Raw genomic sequence first — 19,085 nt, 5'->3', positions numbered from 1 at the left:
TAACACCTCCCTATTTATAAGATGAATTAATCAAGACAAATTATTCAATAAAGGATTAAATTTCATAGCCTTTTCCCATAATGGAAATGATAGGAGTGATGTTATGGAAGGTCTTTATTTTTATTCTATATCCTGGTCCATATGGATTGTGTGTACATTCTTTCTCAATAAAAAATTTGAAAATAGGTTTCCCTTGGCATTTATTACTTTATTTATCATTATTCTTTCGCCGTATAACTTTACTTTACAAAACATTACGATTAGTTATGCTGCCGTTGGTTTGTTAATCATTTGTCTTTTTCAAATTTTATCTTTAGCACCTAAAGGTAAGTTTTATTTCTTCCTTACATCTTTAATTATTGCTGTTGGATATGTTGCTTTTCAGCTTTTTGAATTATTTGATCCCGTTTGGATAGTGATGAAAAGAGATTGGATGCTCAGTTTGTTACTTACTTACTTAATCTTAATGCTTCAATCAAAGTTGATCTGGAGAATAACGAGTGTCATTACAGGATGTATATACGGAGAGATTCTATTTGCTTTAGCCATCCGTCCCTATTCATTTCCGCAAGTGATTGGTTCAATGGTTTTTTTAGATGTTTGTTCCTTAACATTACTCATGCTTTTCGCGTGGACAAGTATAAAAGTAACTATCAGTTTCTTTGAAAATTACTATCAATCCATAGAAGGGGAGAAACAAAAAACAACATGAATGATTTTACCTATCCTATTATTTTTGGAGTAGTTGTTGGAACACTTGGACGCCTATATATGTTAAGAACAGATTACCGACAATATCCCACCTACCTACATGGAAAGATTATTCATCTTGCATTAGGGTTTATAGCAGCTGGCTTAGGGTCAGTTGCCATTCCATCTATTATGAAAGAGGAATTTACGGCAATTACTTTTTTGACATTAGCTGCTTCCCAGTTTCGTGAAGTTCGAAATATGGAACGTAATACACTAACACAGTTAGATGGTTTTGAACTTGTACCAAGGGGCAGTACCTATATCGAGGGGATAGCCATTGCTTTTGAAAGTAGAAATTATTTAGTTATTTTTATTTCCTTTGCTTCAACTTTTTCTTATATCGTTTTTAATATTTGGGTTGCCATAATAGTCGCTTTTAGTACTCTTTTAATTTCAAGAAAGCTGATGTCAGGTGGGAGATTGAAAGACATAGTAGATATTGAATATATAGAACCAAGGTTTGATGGAGCTGGTTTGTACGTTGATAATATTTATATTATGAATATTGGACTTCCACAGAGACAAGAAGAAGTTTTGCGATATGGAATGGGTTTTATTATCAAACCAAAGAATTTTAATGCACGAACAACTATTTCAAATTTAGGTCAGCGTCAGGCGATTCTTCATGATGTTTCTACAGCACTAGGAGTTTACCGTGATTCTGGAACACCTGCATTAGTGCCTTTAGCAAAGCGCGATTTAGATGATGGGAGAGTAGGCGTGTTTTTATTACCACAGGAAAAGAACATTGAAAAAGCATTAAAAATTATTGGAGAGGTCCCTACCTTGGAGAATGCCATTCGCATGCCAACAGAAAGGGAACCAGTCATAAAAGGGGATAATTCAAAATGACCTTGGAAAAATTTATATTAGCAGTCATCACAACCAATCCCAAAAAAGCACCGGTCGCATCAGCCGTTTTCCATTGTGATTCTAAAGAAGAAATGGAAATAGTTGCCTCGAACCTTGAAGCCATTTTAGATGGAATTGCCCACTCATTAACCGATGAGCTATATATTATTGTAAAACACTAATGATTGCATAGAAAGTAATTCATTGGTAAAATAATATAGTTGTGCCCTTCTATCATAGAAGGGTTTTATTTTACCCGAGTTTATGACCGATTATATTAAAAGTAGAATATTTACTTATTACATAGGATCAAAATATCACGGATAAAAGTTATGAATCATAAAAATAGTAGGAAAGGATGATCACTATGGTTAAACCGGTTATAGCCATTGTTGGAAGGCCTAATGTTGGGAAATCCACCATATTTAATAGAATTGTGGGAGAAAGAATTTCTATTGTAGAGGACATACCAGGAGTAACAAGAGACCGAATTTACAGTTCAGGTGATTGGCTAACACATGATTTTAATATTATTGATACTGGTGGTATTGATATTGGGGATGAGCCATTTTTAGAACAAATCCGTCAACAAGCAGAAATTGCTATTGATGAAGCTGATGTTATCATTTTTTTAACAAATGGTCGTGAAGGTGTTACCGCAGCAGATGAAGAGGTAGCGAAAATTCTTTATAAGTCAAAGAAACCAGTAGTATTAGCTGTTAATAAAATTGATAACCCAGAAATGAGAGATCAAATTTATGACTTTTATGCGCTTGGATTTGGAGAACCATTTCCGATTTCTGGTTCACATGGCCTTGGTTTAGGTGACTTATTAGATGAGGTTGCAAAACACTTTCCAAAAACAAAGGGCAATGACTATGAAGAAGATATGATTAAATTTTCGTTAATAGGGCGTCCAAATGTTGGAAAATCTTCACTGGTAAATGCATTATTAGGGGAAGAAAGAGTCATTGTCAGTGATGTAGCAGGTACAACGAGAGATGCAGTCGATTCTATCTATACCTATCACGGACAAAAGTATGTAATTATTGATACTGCAGGTATGAGAAAAAAAGGAAAAGTGTACGAGAGTACCGAAAAGTATAGTGTATTACGGGCATTACGGGCGATTGAACGTTCAGATGTGGTTCTTGTAGTTTTAAACGCTGAAGAGGGAATTATCGAGCATGATAAAAAAATTGCTGGTTACGCTCATGAAGCTGGACGAGCTGTTATTATCGTTGTAAATAAGTGGGACGCAATCGAAAAAGATGAAAAAACAATGAAGGAATTTGAAGAAAAAATACGTGATAATTTTCAGTATTTGGACTATGCTCCTATTGTCTTTTTGTCAGCCAAAACAAAAAAACGTGTTCTAAATTTGTTGCCAAAGATTAATACAGTAAGTGAAAATCACTCATTGCGTGTGGAAACATCAGTATTAAATGACATTATCATGGATGCTGTAGCGATGAATCCTACTCCAACAGATAATGGCAGACGTTTAAAGATATTCTACACCACTCAGGTTGCAGTAAAACCACCAACCTTCGTTGTTTTTGTCAATGAACCTGAATTATTACACTTTTCTTATGAGCGATTCCTAGAAAACAGAATTCGTGATGCTTTTGGATTTGAAGGAACTCCTATTAAAATTTATGCCCGTGAAAGAAAATAAAAAAGGTTGTGATATTAGTGGATAAAAAGAAAGTGGCTGTTCTTGGGGCAGGAAGTTGGGGAACTGCGTTGGCGATGGTATTAGCCGATAATGAGCATGAGGTACGATTGTGGAGCCATAATCCATCTCAAGTCAATGAAATTAACTTAGAACATAAAAATCACAAATACCTACCTAATATCGAACTTCCAGAAAATATTGTTGGTTATTCGTCACTTAGTGAAACAATGGAAGAGATTAAAATTGTTATTTTAGCTGTCCCTACAAAAGCCATTCGTGAGGTAGTAGGACAAATAAAAGAACTTGAACCGAAAAATCCATTAATTATTGTTCATGTAAGTAAAGGAATTGAACCTGATACATTATTAAGAATATCTGAAATGATAAAAGAAGAACTCCCTGAAGCCTACTTAGATGATATTGTCGTTCTTTCAGGACCAAGTCATGCGGAGGAAGTGAGTTTAAGACATCCAACAACAGTTTCTGTAACTTCCGAAAATATGAAAGCTGCAGAAGAGATTCAAGACTTATTTATTAACCAACATTTTCGTGTGTATACGAACCCAGATGTGATTGGGGTTGAAATTGGTGGGGCTTTAAAAAATATCATTGCTCTAGCAGCAGGGATTACCGATGGACTTGGTTATGGAGATAACGCAAAAGCTGCATTAATGACGAGAGGACTTGCGGAAATTGCCAGACTAGGGACGAAGATGGGCGCAAATCCATTAACATTCTCTGGTTTAACGGGGATTGGAGATTTGATTGTTACATGTACGAGTGTACATTCTCGAAACTGGAGAGCTGGTAATTTATTAGGTAAAGGTCAAAGTTTACAAGAGGTTTTAGATAATATGGGAATGGTTGTAGAGGGTGTCAGAACGACAAAGGCAGCCTATCAACTTGCAAATAAATATGAAGTAAAGATGCCTATTACCGAAGCGCTTTATGATGTTCTTTTTAATGGAATTGAACCAAAAGATGCAGTTGACCGTTTAATGGCAAGGGTTAAAACACATGAAATGGAAGATCTAGCTATTGCCTTGGGGGAAAGAGGATTTGAAGGATAAAAAATCCAATTGAAACATTTTTATTTAAAAATAGGCATTCGAGGATACGAATACCCTACCGAGCGCATACAATGCAACGAAGCACACTAGTAAATTGAATCGTGTGGGTCATTTAGTCAATTTAGACCGAAGTAAAGTTTGCCCCAACTTTATCTCGGTCTATTTCTTTTTTATTATTTCCTTTATACCCCTTTATGTTATAATAACCTTCGGATAAAGGAGGGTTTATAAAGATATGACACCATCATTATTGATGATGTGGATTTCCATTGCTGGAATGGGATTCATGCTTTTATCAATTGTTCTTATTTATTTAAGTCGGTATAAGCTGAAAGGCATAATTAAAATACTAACAGCGATTATCGCATACATATTGATGATTCTTTCAGGTATAATCATCATCTTTGTCGTTTTTAGTGGCCCCACAAGTTAACAGAGGAGAAAACATAAAATTTCTTCTTTACTATTTCTAAAAGGATTGAAGATAGATGAAAATGAAAAGTTTAATCGTAATCGTAATCTCCATCGTTTTTTTATCAGGTTGTATGTATCCGCAAGATAAATTAGCTCAAAATCAAATTCCTTATCAGGATCAGTTAGAATCTGTACAATCAGCGGTCGATCAATTTCAAAAGGACAATGGTGGAATTTTGCCCATTCAAACAAAAGAAGCTACTACTCCAATATATCAAAAATATCTGATTGATTTTAATCGGATTGTACCTAGATATATAGCTAAAGCACCAGGAAATTCATTTGAAAACGGTGGAATTTTTCAATACGTTTTAGTTGATGTTGAAGATAACCCCACTGTAAAACTTCTTGATTTAAGAATAACTGAAAAAATTCGGGATATTAAGCTGCGGATTAGTGCTAATGGAGGATATCCACCATATAAAGATAAAATTGGAGATCAAGTATTTTCACTTGATTATAAAAAGATAGGATTAAAAGAAGAGCCTTTTGTAGTAAGTCCTTTTTCAAATGTAAATTTACCTTTAGTCGTAGGAACAGATGGAGAAATTTATGTGGACTATAGAATTGATCTTTATAAGAAATTAGAAAATAAAGATGTAAAGAATCTTTTAAATAAAGATATACGGTACTTGTTATTAGAAGACTCTATGTTTGTACCTGCCTATTCTTTACCATATGAGGTAGATGCAACGACAAAGGAACCTATTTTTCTAAATGAATAATGAAAGTTTATGATTTAGTCATAACCCTTCATCTACAAAATATATTGTAGGAGAAGGGTTTTTTTTGTAATAAACGGCTCTTATTGTGTTTTCATAATGATGTGAATAATGCTTGCTAGTTTTTCAAAGTTACTACTATAGGGAGGTAAAAATTAAAATTTTAAAAAATAGTCATAAAAACATAGGACAACATCATAAACATATACTGTCCAACATTACCTAATAGGATATAAATTATATCCCATATAATTGTATGATGATCGGGAGGGGATCTCTTGGAAAAGGTAGATATTTTTAAAGATATTGCAGAAAGAACTGGTGGAGATATCTATTTTGGAGTAGTAGGAGCCGTTCGAACTGGCAAATCCACTTTTATTAAAAAATTTATGGAGCTTGTCGTATTACCGAATATGACAAATGAAGCTGAAAGAGCTCGCACTCAAGATGAATTACCGCAAAGTGCTGCTGGTAAGACCATTATGACGACTGAACCAAAATTTGTTCCAAATCAGGCAGCTACAGTTCATGTAGGTGAAGGATTAGATGTTAATATCCGTTTAGTTGATTGTGTTGGCTACACAGTTCCTGGTGCAAAAGGATATGAAGACGAAAATGGTCCAAGGATGATTTCGACACCATGGTATGAGGAGCCTATTCCATTCCATGAAGCTGCTGAAATCGGCACTCGAAAAGTCATCCAGGAGCATTCTACAATTGGTGTAGTCATTACGACGGATGGTACGATTGGTGAGCTACCTCGAAGCAGTTATGTGGAAGCGGAGGAGCGCGTTATTGATGAGTTGAAAGAAGTGGGTAAACCATTTATCATGATCATCAATAGTGTACAGCCACACCACCCAAATACAGAATCACTACGTGCAAATTTATCTGAGAAGTATGATATTCCTGTTGTCGCAATGAGTGTAGAAAGCATGAGAGAATCTGATGTATTAAATGTATTACGTGAAGCACTTTATGAATTCCCTGTCTTAGAGGTGAATGTGAACCTTCCTAGCTGGGTAATGGTACTTCGTGACAATCATTGGTTACGTGAAAGCTATCAGGAAGCAGTGAAAGAAACGGTTAAAGATATTAAGAGATTACGTGATGTTGACCGTGTCGTTCATCAATTTAGCGATTATGACTTTATTGACCGTGCAGGCCTTGCAGGTATCGAAATGGGTCATGGGGTAGCTGAGATTGATTTGTTTGCCCCAGATGATCTTTATGATGATATTTTAAAAGAGATTGTTGGTGTTGAAATACGTGGTAAGGATCATTTATTAGAACTGATGCAGGATTTTGCACATGCAAAAGCTGAGTATGACCAAATCTCAGATGCATTAAAAATGGTTAAACAAACTGGCTATGGAGTTGCCTCACCGTCTTTAGCTGACATGAGCCTTGAAGAACCAGAAATTATCCGCCAGGGTGCTAGATTCGGTGTTAGATTAAAAGCAGTAGCTCCTTCCATTCACATGATTAAGGTTGATGTGGAATCTGAGTTCGCTCCAATCATTGGTACAGAAAAGCAATCAGAGGAACTTGTTCGTTATTTAATGCAGGATTTTGAAGATGACCCACTATCCATTTGGAATTCTGATATTTTTGGACGCTCACTAAGCTCAATCGTTCGTGAAGGTATTCAAGCGAAAATTTCGTTGATGCCAGAGAATGCTCGCTATAAGCTAAAGGAAACATTGGAAAGAATTATTAATGAAGGTTCCGGTGGTTTAATAGCAATCATTTTATAAGAGAAAGGCTCCTGAATGGGAGCCTTTTTGTGCGTTCATAGTGCTTAGTCAGTACGTAGCTAGACGAACAGCTTGTGTTTTTTTGTATTTTAAGTACATATTTGTAAAAAAAATCCTAAATTTATTACAATTATGCATCAAATAAGAAAAGATTCCCATAATTTCATGAATTTTTCTTGATAAGAGCAAATGATTGTGATAATCTTTTAACAGAATTAGTGCTAAGCGCTACAAAAGCTTGCTATAAAAGGATTTTAATCTTCTTTTAGGACTTTTGACGTTTATTTTTTAAAAATTAGCACAACAATTCGCCTGTAGGTATAGAAATTATAAAAAGTGTTTAGAAATGTAGGTAGTAACCTATTTTCTGATTCTTAAAAACATTTTGGGAGGAGGTGAATGGCATGAACAAGACAGACTTAGTAAATGCAGTAGCTGAAGCTAGCGAAATTTCTAAAAAGGACGCTACAAAAGCTGTTGATGCTGTTTTTGACTCAATTTTAGAAGCTCTAAAAAATGGGGATAAAGTACAATTAATTGGTTTTGGTAACTTTGAAGTACGTGAACGTGCTGCTCGTAAAGGACGTAACCCACAAACTGGTGAAGAAATCGAAATCGCTGCAAGTAAAGTTCCAGCTTTCAAACCTGGTAAAGCGCTTAAAGACGCAGTTAAATAATTACATAATCACTGCTTTAAGCAATGCTTAAGCAAGAAGGTCTTGGGTAACTCCAAGGCCTTTTTCTTTGTATCTCAACCAATCTAATATTGTAAAAGACTTTATAATAGTTATTTGATTTTGCTACAATCAAAGTGGATATGCTAATATGAAAGAGTTAAAACAACTTAAGATTGTTACATAGGGGGAAATATCCATGGCAAATGTAAATCGTGCCCAAATAGAAGAAGCGGTGCGTTTAATACTAGAAGCAATCGGTGAGGATCCAAATCGAGAAGGTCTATTGGATACTCCTAAAAGAGTTGCAAAAATGTATGAGGAAGTATTTGAAGGATTAAATCAGGATCCTAAGGAATATTTTGAAACGATTTTTGGTGAGGACCATGAAGAATTAGTTTTAGTTAAAGATATCCCTTTCCATTCCATGTGTGAACATCATCTAGTTCCTTTTTACGGACATGCTCATGTCGCTTATATTCCTAGAAATGGTAGAGTAACAGGATTAAGTAAATTAGCACGCGCTGTAGAGGCTGTATCTCGTCGTCCTCAGCTTCAAGAACGGATTACATCTACTGTTGCTGATGCCATTATGGAAAAATTAGAACCACATGGAGTAATGGTTGTGGTTGAAGCTGAACATATGTGTATGACTATGCGCGGTGTAAGAAAGCCCGGAGCCAAAACTGTAACATCTGCAGCCCGCGGTGTTCTTGCAGAAGACGCTCAAGCTCGTTCTGAAATTTTAAATCTTATTAAAAAATAGGCTACTTTCATAAACATTGTTGCTATTTTTGTTTTTAATAATCTGAGTTAATTGTAGTGGAGGGCACTTGACTCCTGCGGGAAATAGAGGGAAGTGGGAGACCCCGCAGGCGCTTGCGCTGAGGAGGCTCCCATCCCTCCCCAAGGAAGAATTTGTTCTTTGAAAAAGCCGGCAGTAGGGCTTTTTCATAATTCTTCATGCGGAAAGCAAGTGCCTGGAGCGGAAATTAACGGACAAATTTATAATCAAAAACAACATTTGATGTGAAAAGAGCTAAAAAAAAAAATAAAGATAGAGATCTCTATTTGCTACTTAGTAGTAATATGATTGGGGTTGAATATGTATGGAAAAAAAGTCAACAACTAGTGGGGAATATGTTGTAATCAAGGCCATTGATGATGGTGTCAATGTGATTGGCTTAACAAGAGGAACAGATACCCGCTTCCACCATTCAGAAAAGCTAGATAAAGGAGAAGTAATGATTGCCCAGTTCACTGAGCATACTTCTGCTATAAAAATTAGAGGGAATGCAAAAATTTTCACTTCGTATGGGGAAGTTGAGAGCGAAGCTAAAAAATAAGACACTCTAACAAGCAACAGCGCCTGGCCAAGGCGCTTACGCATTTTTTTGTGACGGAACGGGAAACTATTAGTATCCGTTCCGCTCCTTTTTTATTGAAACATGACCAATATGGATTCTTTTATGGTATAATGATGACTGCCTTAACGCGAGAAAAGCGATAGTTAAATTAGAACAGAAAGAATCCCGCGGGGAAACAAGGGTGATATAATTGCAGCAAATACAAACCATCATGACGGATATGAAGAAACAAATAGAGGATAAAATATCTCATCCGTACTTACAACGTTTCATAACAACTCCTATAGTTGATGAAGACAAGCTTCTTCTGATTATCTCTATGTTAGACCAGCATGGTTTAACAAAATTAGAAATGGAGAACTTTGTTGTAACTACCATGTTGATTCAAATAGCCCTTGATACCCATGAATATGTGACCAATTCTCCAGAAACAATTGAAAAGGAATCATATTTGAAGTCAAGACAATTAACTGTTCTCGCTGGTGATTATTACAGTGGTTTATATTATAAAATTCTTGCGGATACGAATAACTTAGCAATGATTCGTGTTCTGTCTGAGGGCATTAAAGAAGTAAATGAAAATAAAATATTTGTTTATCAAAAAGATATTGATGAAATGGATCAGCTTATGAGTAGATTGATGAAAATTGAATCTGCATTGATCCAAAAACTTGCCGATTATTTTCATGAAAATGTATGGAAAGAAATTTCTTCCCATTTTCTTCTTATAAAAAGACTAACTTTAGAGAAAAACATCTTTATACAGAATGGTTCTTCAAAATTTTTTGACTCTTTAACTCATATTATGTTTCCTAAATTCAATTATCAGGATGATCTATCAACCGATCAAAAAGATGATTTACTCATGATCTGTGATCGCTATATACAAAGTTCTGTTCAATCTTTTAAAGAAAGTATGAAGAGAATGCCTTCTTTGAACGTTTCATTGCAACGTCAACTTGAAAGTATAATAAAAAATCAACATTCCATTGCAAAAACATTTGTGGAAGAGGGTTAAATAGGATGCAAGAATCAAAAGAACAACGTGTTCATCATGTATTCGAAAAGATATATGAAAACTATGATAAAATGAATTCTGTCATTAGTTTTCAACAACATATTAGATGGCGTAAAGATACTATGAAGCGAATGAATGTTAAGCCGCAATCGAAAGCCCTTGATGTTTGTTGTGGAACAGCGGATTGGACAATTGCTCTTGCTGATGCAGTTGGATCAAAGGGTGAAGTATATGGACTCGATTTTAGTGAAAATATGCTTAAAATAGGCCATAAAAAAGTAGACGATTTAGGCTTAAATCAAGTAACGTTAATTCATGGTAATGCAATGGAATTACCATTTGAAGATAATACCTTTGATTATGTAACAATAGGTTTTGGACTTCGCAATGTACCTGATTACTTGCAAGTACTTCGTGAAATGAATCGTGTCCTAAAACCAGGCGGGATGGCTGTTTGTTTAGAAACATCACAACCAACCATGTTTGGATTTAAACAACTTTATTACTTCTATTTCCGCTATATCATGCCTACATTTGGAAAAGTTTTTGCGAAAAGCTACAAAGAATATTCTTGGTTACAAGAATCTGCTAGAGATTTTCCGGGTATGAAGGAGTTAGCTAAAATGTTTGAGAATGCTGGTTTTAAAAAGGTAGAATATAAACCATATAGTGGTGGAGTTGCAGCCGTTCATATTGGTTTCAAAGAGGTTAAAAATAGTTAATTGATAAGCTGGGTGGATTCAGATGAAATTAAAAATGATGTACTCATTTTTGAATTCGGATATAAATATTATTGAAAAAGAGCTTGAGGACACGATTCAGACGGAATCAATGTTGTTACGTCAAGCTTCTTTGCATTTATTGCAAGCAGGAGGAAAACGAATTCGTCCAGTCTTTGTTTTACTTGCGGGGAAATTTGGCCATTATGATATAAATATTATAAAAAATGTCGCTGTTGCTTTAGAACTTATACATATGGCGTCACTCGTTCATGATGATGTGATTGATGATGCTGAGTTGCGCAGAGGCAAGCAAACGATTAAATCCAAATGGGATAATCGAATAGCCATGTACACAGGTGATTACATCTTTGCACTCGCTTTAGAGTTAATGACCAAAATTGAAAAACCAATTGCACATCAAATATTGTCAGATGCTATTGTTGAAGTTTGCATAGGAGAAATTGAACAGATCAAGGATAAGTATAATTTTGATCAACACTTAAAAACTTATTTACGAAGAATTAAACGAAAAACGGCATTGCTCATCGCTGTTAGCTGTCAACTTGGAGCAGTTGCTGCTGGCGTGGATGAACATATACATAAGAAGCTGTATCGGTTTGGATATTATGTCGGGATGTCCTATCAAATTATTGATGATGTTCTTGATTTTACCGCAACCGAAAAGGAACTAGGTAAACCTGCTGGAAGTGATTTAGTTCAAGGTAATATAACGCTTCCTGTTTTGTTCGCAATGGAAGATGAGGTAATAAAAAATAGGCTAAACAATGTTCATGAAGGAATGGATAAAAGTGAGCTAGAACACTGTATTCAACTCATTAAGAGCTCAGGTGCAATTGAGCGTTCTTTAAAAATGAGTGATCAGTATTTAGATAAAGCACTAGAAGTATTAAATGAACTTCCTGATAATAGAGCCAAAAAGACCTTAAAGGATATCGCAAAAGTGATAGGACGACGAAAATTTTAAGGTGTTGCCAAATTTTCTAAACAATGTTACTATTTTCCTTGGTTATTTTTATAATCTACATAGATGTTTATAGGAGTGGAACAGATGGAAAAAACGTTTTTAATGGTCAAGCCTGATGGCGTACAACGCAATTTAATCGGTGAAATCGTTTCCCGATTTGAAAAGAAAGGTTTCCAATTAGTTGGAGCTAAATTAATGCAAATTTCACAAGATCTTGCCCAAGAGCATTATGGTGAACATAAAGAGCGTCCTTTCTTCGGTGAACTTGTAGATTTCATTACTTCTGGTCCAGTATTTGCGATGGTATGGCAAGGTGAAAATGTAATCGCAACAGCTCGTCAAATGATGGGTTCAACTAACCCTAAAGATGCTGCACCTGGAACAATTCGTGGAGAATTTGGTTTAACCGTTGGTAAAAACGTGATTCATGGTTCAGATTCACCTACAAGTGCTGAACGTGAAATCGGTCTTTTCTTTGGAACAGACGTATTAGAATATAACAAAAATGTAAACGAGTGGATTTACTAATTTTTTAAAAAGATGCCTGCATTTGCAGGTATCTTTTTTTGCATCCGCTTTCAAGTAGGCTCTTTTCTGAAACTTTGTTGCTTTTTCTAATTAATAAATAAGCGTTTCACCTTATAGGGTGTTAAACTCATCTGAAAATGAAGAAAAGAGCTGAGCACTTATTAAGAGAGCTTGTAAAAATCCGGCTTTAGGGATTTTTGCTAAAACAAGAATCTATACTAAAACAGCTTTCAAGTAAAAAAGTATCTTCTTTTTCGCCTTTTTTCGCTATAATAGGAAATAGATTGTAAAATTTTCTGGAAAAATGGAGATTCAATCATGAATGATGATTATCAACTATTTATAAAAAAAATGAAAACAAAAACAGGAATTGATTTAAACTCTTATAAAGAAGCGCAAATGAAAAGAAGACTTACCACCATGTATGAAAAAAAGGGATTCCAGTCATTTGAAGAATTTTTTGTATCTATTAATAATGATACTTCTTTGCTTAATGAGGTTTTAGACCGAATTACGATTAATGTTTCGGAGTTTTATCGGAATGCGAAAAGATGGGAAGTTCTCGAGAAAAAAATTCTACCCAGTATGCTGGAAAGAAATAAACGATTAAAAATTTGGAGTGCTGCATGCTCAACTGGAGAGGAACCATATACCATTGCCATGATATTGTCTAAAATGGTCTCTCTATCGCAGATTGATATTCTGGCTACAGATATTGATACAAATGTTATAGCTAGAGCGAAACTAGGTATTTATTCGGAAAGATCGATGAATGAAGTACCGGAGGATATGAAGAAAAAGTACTTTAATAAGGATGGAGAGTCTTATCGACTTGATGATGCCATTAAAAGGACAGTCACTTTTAAGCAGCAGAATCTTCTATCAGACTCCTTCCAGGGGCCATTTGATTTGATTGTTTGTCGAAATGTCTTAATATACTTTACGGAAGAAGCTAAACATACTTTATATCAAAAATTTAGCAATGCTCTTAATAAGGAAGGAATCTTTTTTGTTGGCAGTACGGAACAAATTTTTAATCAAAGCCAATATGGTTTAGAAACAGAAGATACTTTTTTTTATCGTAAAAAATAACAATATATCTATTAATTTATGGTTAATCTTTTCATTCAGATTAGCCTTTTTTATTTGTTTGAACACTAACCTTTATTGTATGGATATTCATTAAAATGGAAACCTAAAATAGCGCAGAAAGACAGAAAAAGTTGTAGAAAAAATTCAAAAAAAAATCGATCTTTTGCTATTTTTATTAGAAACCATATGTTATAGTGATACATAATCCTTTAATGAGTTGAAGGGAGAAAGAGTTTAGATGAGATACTTAACCGCTGGGGAATCACATGGTCCCCAATTAACAACTATAATTGAAGGTTTACCAGCAGGTATGCCATTAACAGTCGAAGATATTAATATAGAATTAGCAAGGCGACAAAAGGGGCATGGTCGTGGCCGTAGAATGCAAATTGAAAAAGACCAGGTACAAATTGTTTCAGGAGTTCGTCATGGGTCGACACTAGGTTCTCCCATTGCTTTAGTGGTTGAAAATAATGATTGGAAGCATTGGACAAAAATTATGGGTATCGATCCTATTTCTGATTTAGAGGCAGAAGAAGTGAAAAGGGTTATTACGAGGCCACGTCCTGGACACGCTGATTTAAACGGTGCATTAAAATATGGTCATCGTGATATGAGAAATGTATTGGAACGTTCCTCAGCAAGAGAAACGACTGTAAGAGTAGCAGCTGGGGCAGTTGCGAAAAAATTACTTTCCCTTCTCGGTATTGAGGTTGCTTCACATGTGATAGAAATTGGTGGAGTAACAGCTTCCAACGTTCAATATGAATCCATTGATCAATTACGTGAGATTTCGGAAAATTCTTCAGTGAGATGCGTTGATCGCACTGTGGAAGACAAAATGAAGGAAGCCATAGATGAAGCAAAAGCGAATGGTGATTCAATTGGTGGGATTGTGGAAGTCATTGTGGAAGGCATGCCACCCGGAGTAGGTAGCTATGTACATTATGATCGAAAATTGGATGCGAAAATTGCTGGTGCAATCGTAAGTATAAATGCCTTTAAAGGTGTTGAATTTGGTATAGGCTTTGAAGCGGCAAGGAGACCAGGGAGTCAAGTACATGATGAGATTGCCTGGGATTCCCAACTAGGTTATTACCGAAAAAGCAATCGCCTAGGAGGATTTGAGGGTGGAATGTCAACAGGAATGCCAATCGTTGTTCGAGGAGTTATGAAGCCTATTCCTACTTTATATAAACCACTTCAAAGTGTAGATATAGATACAAAAGAGCCCTTTTCAGCTAGCGTTGAACGTTCTGATAGCTGTGCAGTACCTGCAGCCGCAGTTGTGGCTGAAAATGTTGTAGCGTGGGAAATCGCGACAGCTATCATTGATCAATTTTACAGTGATCGTTTTGAGGCACTGAAGGAAAATGTTCAGGCTCAAAGGGAATATGCGAGGGGATTTTAATGGAAACATTACACATCACCACGGAGTCTAAAACATACCCAGTTTTTATTGGTGAAGGTGTGATCCAAAATCTTCCCCATTTTATAAATGAGCAGTTTAAAAATAAGAGTAAAATAATCCTTATTACGGATAAACAGGTAGCTGACTTTCATTTAGAGTCTTTAAAAGAAGTTATACATCCATTTAAGGTTTGTACCTTTATTACTCCTATTGGGGAAGCTGCCAAAACATTTGAGGTTTATTACGAAGCTATGACCTTTGCATTAGAACAGAAACTAGATCGGAATTCCATCCTTATAGCATTTGGCGGAGGAGCAATTGGTGATTTAGGCGGTTTTATTGCTTCTACGTTTATGAGAGGTATTTCCTTTATACAAATTCCTACCACAATATTGGCACATGATAGTGCGGTTGGTGGCAAGGTAGCTATTAATCACCCGGTTGGTAAAAATATGATCGGTTCCTTTTATCAGCCAGAAGCAGTCTTTTATGATCTATCATTTGTTAAGACCCTTTCGTTAAAAGAAAAACGATCCGGCTTTGCTGAAGTGATTAAACATGCACTTATTGATAACCGTTTTTTCTACGAAAGACTACTTCAGGAGGTTAAGGATTTAAATACAATTGATAAATCTCTTTTACAATGGATGCTTTTAGAAGGAATAAAAATAAAAGGGGCAATTGTTACTAAGGATGAAAAGGAAAAAGGCGAAAGAGCTTTTTTAAATTTTGGCCATACTTTGGGCCATGCCATTGAAGCAGAAATGGGTTATGGAAATATAACGCACGGAGAAGCTGTTATCATTGGGATGGTCTTTGCATTAAAATTAAGCCAAAAAAGACAGAAGCTAGCATTTGACATGACACAATTTATTCATTGGCTACATGAGTTAGGCTACGTCACTCATGTACCTAGTCATCTATCTAAACAAAAGTTAATTGAGCGAATGAAACAGGATAAAAAAGCATTAAATGAGGATATCCGAATGGTGTTATTAAAAAATATTGGCGAGCCAGTACTTGAATTAATACCTGAAGAGGTCATTAAAAGGGAATTAGAGAGGGAGGTATAAACGTGATTAGAGGAGTAAGGGGAGCTACAACAGTGATCCATAATGATGAAACCGAAATACTTTCTGCAACTGAAATACTCCTAAAGGAGATGATTTCAAAAAATGCCATTATTCCAGATCATGTTGCTTCCATTTTTATTTCTGTGACAGATGATATTACCGCCGTGTTTCCAGCAAAAGCCTTAAGGAAATTTGAAGGCTGGGCTTTTGTCCCCGTCATGTGTATGAGAGAGATTCCAGTTCAAGACTCTTTGAAATTATGTATTCGTATCATGATGCACATTAATACATCCAATAACCAAGATGAAATTCATCATGTTTATTTAGAGAACGCTAAGCAATTAAGACCCGATTTACAGATACATGAAAAATCCATTTGAGGTGAAGTTCACATGAAGATAAAAGAACAGCTTCTTTCCCTAAAACCTTATCAACCTGGAAAATCCATTGATGAGGTAAAGAAGCAATATGGATTAAGTAATATTATTAAACTAGCATCAAATGAAAATCCATTTGGCTGTTCTCCAGCAGTAATGGATTCCATTAAAAGTATGGAAAAGCCTTATGCTTTATATCCAGACGGTTATGCTACTAACTTACGTACTACACTAGCTAATTATCTAAGAGTCTCACCAGAACAACTCCTATTTGGAAATGGATCAGATGAGGTCATCCAAATCATATCCAGGTCGTTACTAGATTCAAACACAAATACCGTTATGGCTACACCAACATTTCCACAATATAAGCACAATGCAGTGATCGAAGGTGCAGAAATTCGTGAAGTACCGTTAATAAACGGGGAACATGATTTAAACGGCATGCTACGAGTGATAGATGATAAGACGAGTGTAGTTTGGATATGCAGTCCAAATAACCCAACCGGAATATATATTAATAAAAATCAAATTTTATCGTTCTTAAATCAAGTGCCGTCTCATGTATTAGTCGTTTTAGATGAAGCTTATTATGAGTATGTCGATGCTTCAGATTATTATGATGCACTAGAGTTGATTAAAAACTATCACAATCTAATTGTTTTAAGGACCTTTTCTAAAATATATGGACTTGCTGGTTTTAGATTAGGTTATGGAATAAGTAATCCCGAAGTCATTAAGCTCCTTGAACCGACAAGAGAGCCATTTAATAATAATAGCTTTGCTCAAATTGCTGGAGAAGCGGCAATTGGTGATCAGGAGTTTGTTGAAACGTGTAAAAATGCAAATAGAGAAGGTTTGCAGTTGTTTTATCAATTTTGTCAAGAAAGTGGACTACACTATTATCCGTCACAAGGTAACTTTATCTTAATTGATTTTAAAGTCGATTCGGATAAAGTATTTCAGTTTTTATTAGAGCGGGGATTTATCGTTCGTTCGGGTAATGCTTTAGGATTTCCTACTTCAGTAAGGGTTACGATTGGTTCGTTAGAGCAAAATAAAGCTGTTATCGACCAAATGAAAGCTTTTTTGCAACAAAATGTAGGTAACACTATTTCCTAGTTTATTGGGGAAGTAGAAATCCAAAGTTTATACAGGAAGGCTAAACTTATGCTTTTCTCAGGAATCGTACTTTTTGGAAAGACATGATAAAGGCTGTGGATGATTTGGATAGTCGTGTTTTCATTATTGGGGTGGGATTAATCGGAGGATCAATAGCACTTTGTATTAAGAAAGACCATCCCAAAAGCATTATTATTGGATACGATATTAAACAAGAAGAACTAAAAAAGGCCAAAAAAATTGGTGTAATAGATGAAATGGTTGATTGCATCTCTGAAGGTGCAAAGGAAGCTGATTTTATCTTCATATCTGCACCTGTAATGGAAACTGAAAAAATTATTTCTGAGTTAACAACTATTACATTAAAGAGAAATGTCATTATTACAGATACAGGAAGTACAAAAAGTAGTATTGTTTCGCATGCTTCCTGTCTTCGTGAAAAAAATATAACTTTTATTGGTGGACACCCGATGGCGGGTTCCCATAAGAGTGGTGTACTAGCAGCAAAGTCGATTCTGTTTGAAAATGCTTTTTATTTGCTCACCCCGACTGAAGATGTCAACGAAGCTCAAATAGATCGTTTAAAAGGATTATTAAGCGGGACAAAAGCAAAATTATTAATCATGGCAGCAAAAGACCATGATTATTTAACTGGTGTTGTTAGTCACTTTCCCCATTTAATTGCAGCTTCCATTGTTCATCAAGCAGAAAAGTCGAGCCATACTTATGAATTAGTGCCAAGGCTTGCCGCAGGTGGTTTTCGTGATATTACTAGAATTGCCTCAAGTAGTCCACCTATGTGGAGAGACATTTTATTACATAATAAAAAAATCCTGTTGGACCTTTTAGATAAATGGCAAAATGAAATGGAATATGTTAGGGATTTTTTGATTAAGGAAGATGGCCAATCCATTTATGAGTATTTTGAAAAAGCAAAACAATTTCGAGATTTACTTCCTTCGAAAGAAAAAGGGGCCATTCCTGCATTTTACGACTTGTTTGTTGATGTCCCTGATTATCCTGGTGTCATTTCCGAAATTACTGGTTATTTGGCAAATGAGAGAATTAGTATTACCAATATACGAATCATAGAAACACGGGAAGAAATATATGGGATTTTGGTTATAAGCTTTCAGTCAGACAGTGACCGAAGCCAAGCGATAGCTTGTATCATGAAAAATACCAATTACGAAGTATCCGTTGGGCCATAAGTTTAGGCTCTTTTCTAAAACTTTGTTGCTTTTAAAACTAATAAAGAATGATTTTACATAAGTATTTGATTAAATTTCTTTGGGAAATCAAGAAAAGAGCTACTCACTCATTAAGGGCAGCTGTAAAAATCCGGCTTTTGGGATTTTTACGAAAACCTCAATCTATACGAAAACAGCCTAAGTTTAAAAACATTATCCT

At 35.4% G+C, this 19,085-nt stretch carries 21 protein-coding genes; all 21 read left to right on the top strand.

The window, feature by feature from the left end; genetic code table 11:
* Positions 1 to 103 precede the first annotated feature (103 nt).
* The 21 genes from ACSBPO_RS14790 (at position 104) to ACSBPO_RS14690 (ending at position 18,886) form a co-directional block, all read left to right on the top strand.
* Positions 104 to 712, top strand: coding sequence for a YphA family membrane protein (locus tag ACSBPO_RS14790; RefSeq protein ID WP_442594567.1), 609 nt, complete (start codon positions 104 to 106; stop codon positions 710 to 712).
* The gene (locus ACSBPO_RS14785; RefSeq protein ID WP_442594565.1) at positions 709 to 1,605 is read left to right on the top strand and encodes a YIEGIA family protein; all 897 of its coding nucleotides are present in this window, start codon (positions 709 to 711) and stop codon (positions 1,603 to 1,605) included. Before ACSBPO_RS14790 ends, ACSBPO_RS14785 begins: the two co-directional genes overlap by 4 nt.
* Positions 1,602 to 1,787 (top strand): capping complex subunit for YIEGIA, encoded by a 186-nt coding sequence (locus ACSBPO_RS14780; protein ID WP_442594563.1) that lies wholly within the window; start codon positions 1,602 to 1,604, stop codon positions 1,785 to 1,787. Before ACSBPO_RS14785 ends, ACSBPO_RS14780 begins: the two co-directional genes overlap by 4 nt.
* A gap of 185 nt (positions 1,788 to 1,972) precedes the next feature.
* Positions 1,973 to 3,283, top strand: coding sequence for a ribosome biogenesis GTPase Der (der, locus tag ACSBPO_RS14775; protein WP_442594561.1), 1,311 nt, complete (start codon positions 1,973 to 1,975; stop codon positions 3,281 to 3,283).
* A gap of 74 nt (positions 3,284 to 3,357) precedes the next feature.
* Positions 3,358 to 4,353, top strand: coding sequence for an NAD(P)H-dependent glycerol-3-phosphate dehydrogenase (locus tag ACSBPO_RS14770; RefSeq protein WP_442600375.1), 996 nt, complete (start codon positions 3,358 to 3,360; stop codon positions 4,351 to 4,353).
* Positions 4,354 to 4,588: 235 nt separating this feature from the next.
* Positions 4,589 to 4,786 carry a DUF2768 domain-containing protein gene (locus tag ACSBPO_RS14765; RefSeq protein ID WP_442594559.1) on the top strand — a complete coding sequence of 66 codons (198 nt, stop codon included), beginning with the start codon at positions 4,589 to 4,591 and terminating at the stop codon, positions 4,784 to 4,786.
* Between the two features lie 55 nt (positions 4,787 to 4,841).
* A complete protein-coding gene (locus ACSBPO_RS14760; RefSeq protein ID WP_442594557.1) occupies positions 4,842 to 5,552 on the top strand; it encodes a hypothetical protein in 711 nt (236 codons plus the stop codon).
* A gap of 275 nt (positions 5,553 to 5,827) precedes the next feature.
* Entirely contained in the window at positions 5,828 to 7,306 is a 1,479-nt protein-coding gene (gene spoIVA / locus ACSBPO_RS14755) for a stage IV sporulation protein A (RefSeq protein WP_442594555.1), read from the top strand.
* Positions 7,307 to 7,710: 404 nt separating this feature from the next.
* Positions 7,711 to 7,983: an HU family DNA-binding protein gene (locus ACSBPO_RS14750; RefSeq protein WP_442594553.1), complete on the top strand. Its 273-nt coding sequence runs from the start codon at positions 7,711 to 7,713 to the stop codon at positions 7,981 to 7,983.
* Between the two features lie 196 nt (positions 7,984 to 8,179).
* Entirely contained in the window at positions 8,180 to 8,746 is a 567-nt protein-coding gene (gene folE / locus ACSBPO_RS14745) for a GTP cyclohydrolase I FolE (RefSeq protein ID WP_442594551.1), read from the top strand.
* 343 nt (positions 8,747 to 9,089) lie between these two features.
* Positions 9,090 to 9,326 (top strand): trp RNA-binding attenuation protein MtrB, encoded by a 237-nt coding sequence (mtrB, locus tag ACSBPO_RS14740; RefSeq protein WP_442594549.1) that lies wholly within the window; start codon positions 9,090 to 9,092, stop codon positions 9,324 to 9,326.
* A 211-nt stretch (positions 9,327 to 9,537) separates the two neighbouring features.
* Entirely contained in the window at positions 9,538 to 10,365 is an 828-nt protein-coding gene (locus tag ACSBPO_RS14735) for a heptaprenyl diphosphate synthase component 1 (RefSeq protein ID WP_442594547.1), read from the top strand.
* Positions 10,366 to 10,370: 5 nt separating this feature from the next.
* Positions 10,371 to 11,087 carry a demethylmenaquinone methyltransferase gene (locus tag ACSBPO_RS14730; protein ID WP_442594545.1) on the top strand — a complete coding sequence of 239 codons (717 nt, stop codon included), beginning with the start codon at positions 10,371 to 10,373 and terminating at the stop codon, positions 11,085 to 11,087.
* 22 nt (positions 11,088 to 11,109) lie between these two features.
* The gene (hepT, locus tag ACSBPO_RS14725; RefSeq protein WP_442594543.1) at positions 11,110 to 12,072 is read left to right on the top strand and encodes a heptaprenyl diphosphate synthase component II; all 963 of its coding nucleotides are present in this window, start codon (positions 11,110 to 11,112) and stop codon (positions 12,070 to 12,072) included.
* 84 nt (positions 12,073 to 12,156) lie between these two features.
* Positions 12,157 to 12,600 (top strand): nucleoside-diphosphate kinase, encoded by a 444-nt coding sequence (ndk, locus tag ACSBPO_RS14720; RefSeq protein WP_442594541.1) that lies wholly within the window; start codon positions 12,157 to 12,159, stop codon positions 12,598 to 12,600.
* A 318-nt stretch (positions 12,601 to 12,918) separates the two neighbouring features.
* Positions 12,919 to 13,692 carry a CheR family methyltransferase gene (locus tag ACSBPO_RS14715; RefSeq protein WP_442594539.1) on the top strand — a complete coding sequence of 258 codons (774 nt, stop codon included), beginning with the start codon at positions 12,919 to 12,921 and terminating at the stop codon, positions 13,690 to 13,692.
* A gap of 238 nt (positions 13,693 to 13,930) precedes the next feature.
* Positions 13,931 to 15,103 carry a chorismate synthase gene (aroC, locus tag ACSBPO_RS14710; RefSeq protein WP_442594537.1) on the top strand — a complete coding sequence of 391 codons (1,173 nt, stop codon included), beginning with the start codon at positions 13,931 to 13,933 and terminating at the stop codon, positions 15,101 to 15,103.
* Entirely contained in the window at positions 15,103 to 16,176 is a 1,074-nt protein-coding gene (gene aroB, locus ACSBPO_RS14705) for a 3-dehydroquinate synthase (protein WP_442594535.1), read from the top strand. The genes aroC and aroB overlap by 1 nt, the downstream gene beginning before the upstream one ends.
* 2 nt (positions 16,177 to 16,178) lie before the next feature.
* Positions 16,179 to 16,556 (top strand): chorismate mutase, encoded by a 378-nt coding sequence (aroH, locus tag ACSBPO_RS14700; protein WP_442594533.1) that lies wholly within the window; start codon positions 16,179 to 16,181, stop codon positions 16,554 to 16,556.
* A 12-nt stretch (positions 16,557 to 16,568) separates the two neighbouring features.
* Complete coding sequence (hisC, locus tag ACSBPO_RS14695) at positions 16,569 to 17,675, top strand: histidinol-phosphate transaminase (RefSeq protein ID WP_442594531.1); 1,107 nt, start codon at positions 16,569 to 16,571, stop codon at positions 17,673 to 17,675.
* A gap of 104 nt (positions 17,676 to 17,779) precedes the next feature.
* Positions 17,780 to 18,886, top strand: a complete 1,107-nt coding sequence (locus tag ACSBPO_RS14690) for a prephenate dehydrogenase (protein WP_442594529.1) — start codon at positions 17,780 to 17,782, stop codon at positions 18,884 to 18,886.
* The last annotated feature ends 199 nt before the right edge of the window (positions 18,887 to 19,085 follow it).

This window comes from Neobacillus sp. D3-1R (assembly GCF_052180215.1).
Lineage (GTDB): Bacteria > Bacillota > Bacilli > Bacillales > Cytobacillaceae > Pseudoneobacillus.
The sequence above is the reverse complement of the archived record's forward strand: the minus strand, read 5'-3'. Positions and strand labels throughout refer to the sequence as shown.

Bases quoted from the DNA above. Each gene is read 5' to 3' on its own strand.
- ACSBPO_RS14790 (WP_442594567.1), top strand. From the start codon at position 104: ATGGAAGGTCTTTATTTTTATTCTATATCCTGGTCCATATGGATTGTG.
- ACSBPO_RS14785 (WP_442594565.1), top strand. From the start codon at position 709: ATGAATGATTTTACCTATCCTATTATTTTTGGAGTAGTTGTTGGAACA.
- ACSBPO_RS14780 (WP_442594563.1), top strand. From the start codon at position 1,602: ATGACCTTGGAAAAATTTATATTAGCAGTCATCACAACCAATCCCAAA.
- der (WP_442594561.1), top strand. From the start codon at position 1,973: ATGGTTAAACCGGTTATAGCCATTGTTGGAAGGCCTAATGTTGGGAAA.
- ACSBPO_RS14770 (WP_442600375.1), top strand. From the start codon at position 3,358: ATGGTATTAGCCGATAATGAGCATGAGGTACGATTGTGGAGCCATAAT.
- ACSBPO_RS14765 (WP_442594559.1), top strand. From the start codon at position 4,589: ATGACACCATCATTATTGATGATGTGGATTTCCATTGCTGGAATGGGA.
- ACSBPO_RS14760 (WP_442594557.1), top strand. From the start codon at position 4,842: ATGAAAATGAAAAGTTTAATCGTAATCGTAATCTCCATCGTTTTTTTA.
- ACSBPO_RS14750 (WP_442594553.1), top strand. From the start codon at position 7,711: ATGAACAAGACAGACTTAGTAAATGCAGTAGCTGAAGCTAGCGAAATT.
- folE (WP_442594551.1), top strand. From the start codon at position 8,180: ATGGCAAATGTAAATCGTGCCCAAATAGAAGAAGCGGTGCGTTTAATA.
- mtrB (WP_442594549.1), top strand. From the start codon at position 9,090: ATGGAAAAAAAGTCAACAACTAGTGGGGAATATGTTGTAATCAAGGCC.
- ACSBPO_RS14730 (WP_442594545.1), top strand. From the start codon at position 10,371: ATGCAAGAATCAAAAGAACAACGTGTTCATCATGTATTCGAAAAGATA.
- hepT (WP_442594543.1), top strand. From the start codon at position 11,110: ATGAAATTAAAAATGATGTACTCATTTTTGAATTCGGATATAAATATT.
- ndk (WP_442594541.1), top strand. From the start codon at position 12,157: ATGGAAAAAACGTTTTTAATGGTCAAGCCTGATGGCGTACAACGCAAT.
- ACSBPO_RS14715 (WP_442594539.1), top strand. From the start codon at position 12,919: ATGAATGATGATTATCAACTATTTATAAAAAAAATGAAAACAAAAACA.
- aroC (WP_442594537.1), top strand. From the start codon at position 13,931: ATGAGATACTTAACCGCTGGGGAATCACATGGTCCCCAATTAACAACT.
- aroB (WP_442594535.1), top strand. From the start codon at position 15,103: ATGGAAACATTACACATCACCACGGAGTCTAAAACATACCCAGTTTTT.
- hisC (WP_442594531.1), top strand. From the start codon at position 16,569: ATGAAGATAAAAGAACAGCTTCTTTCCCTAAAACCTTATCAACCTGGA.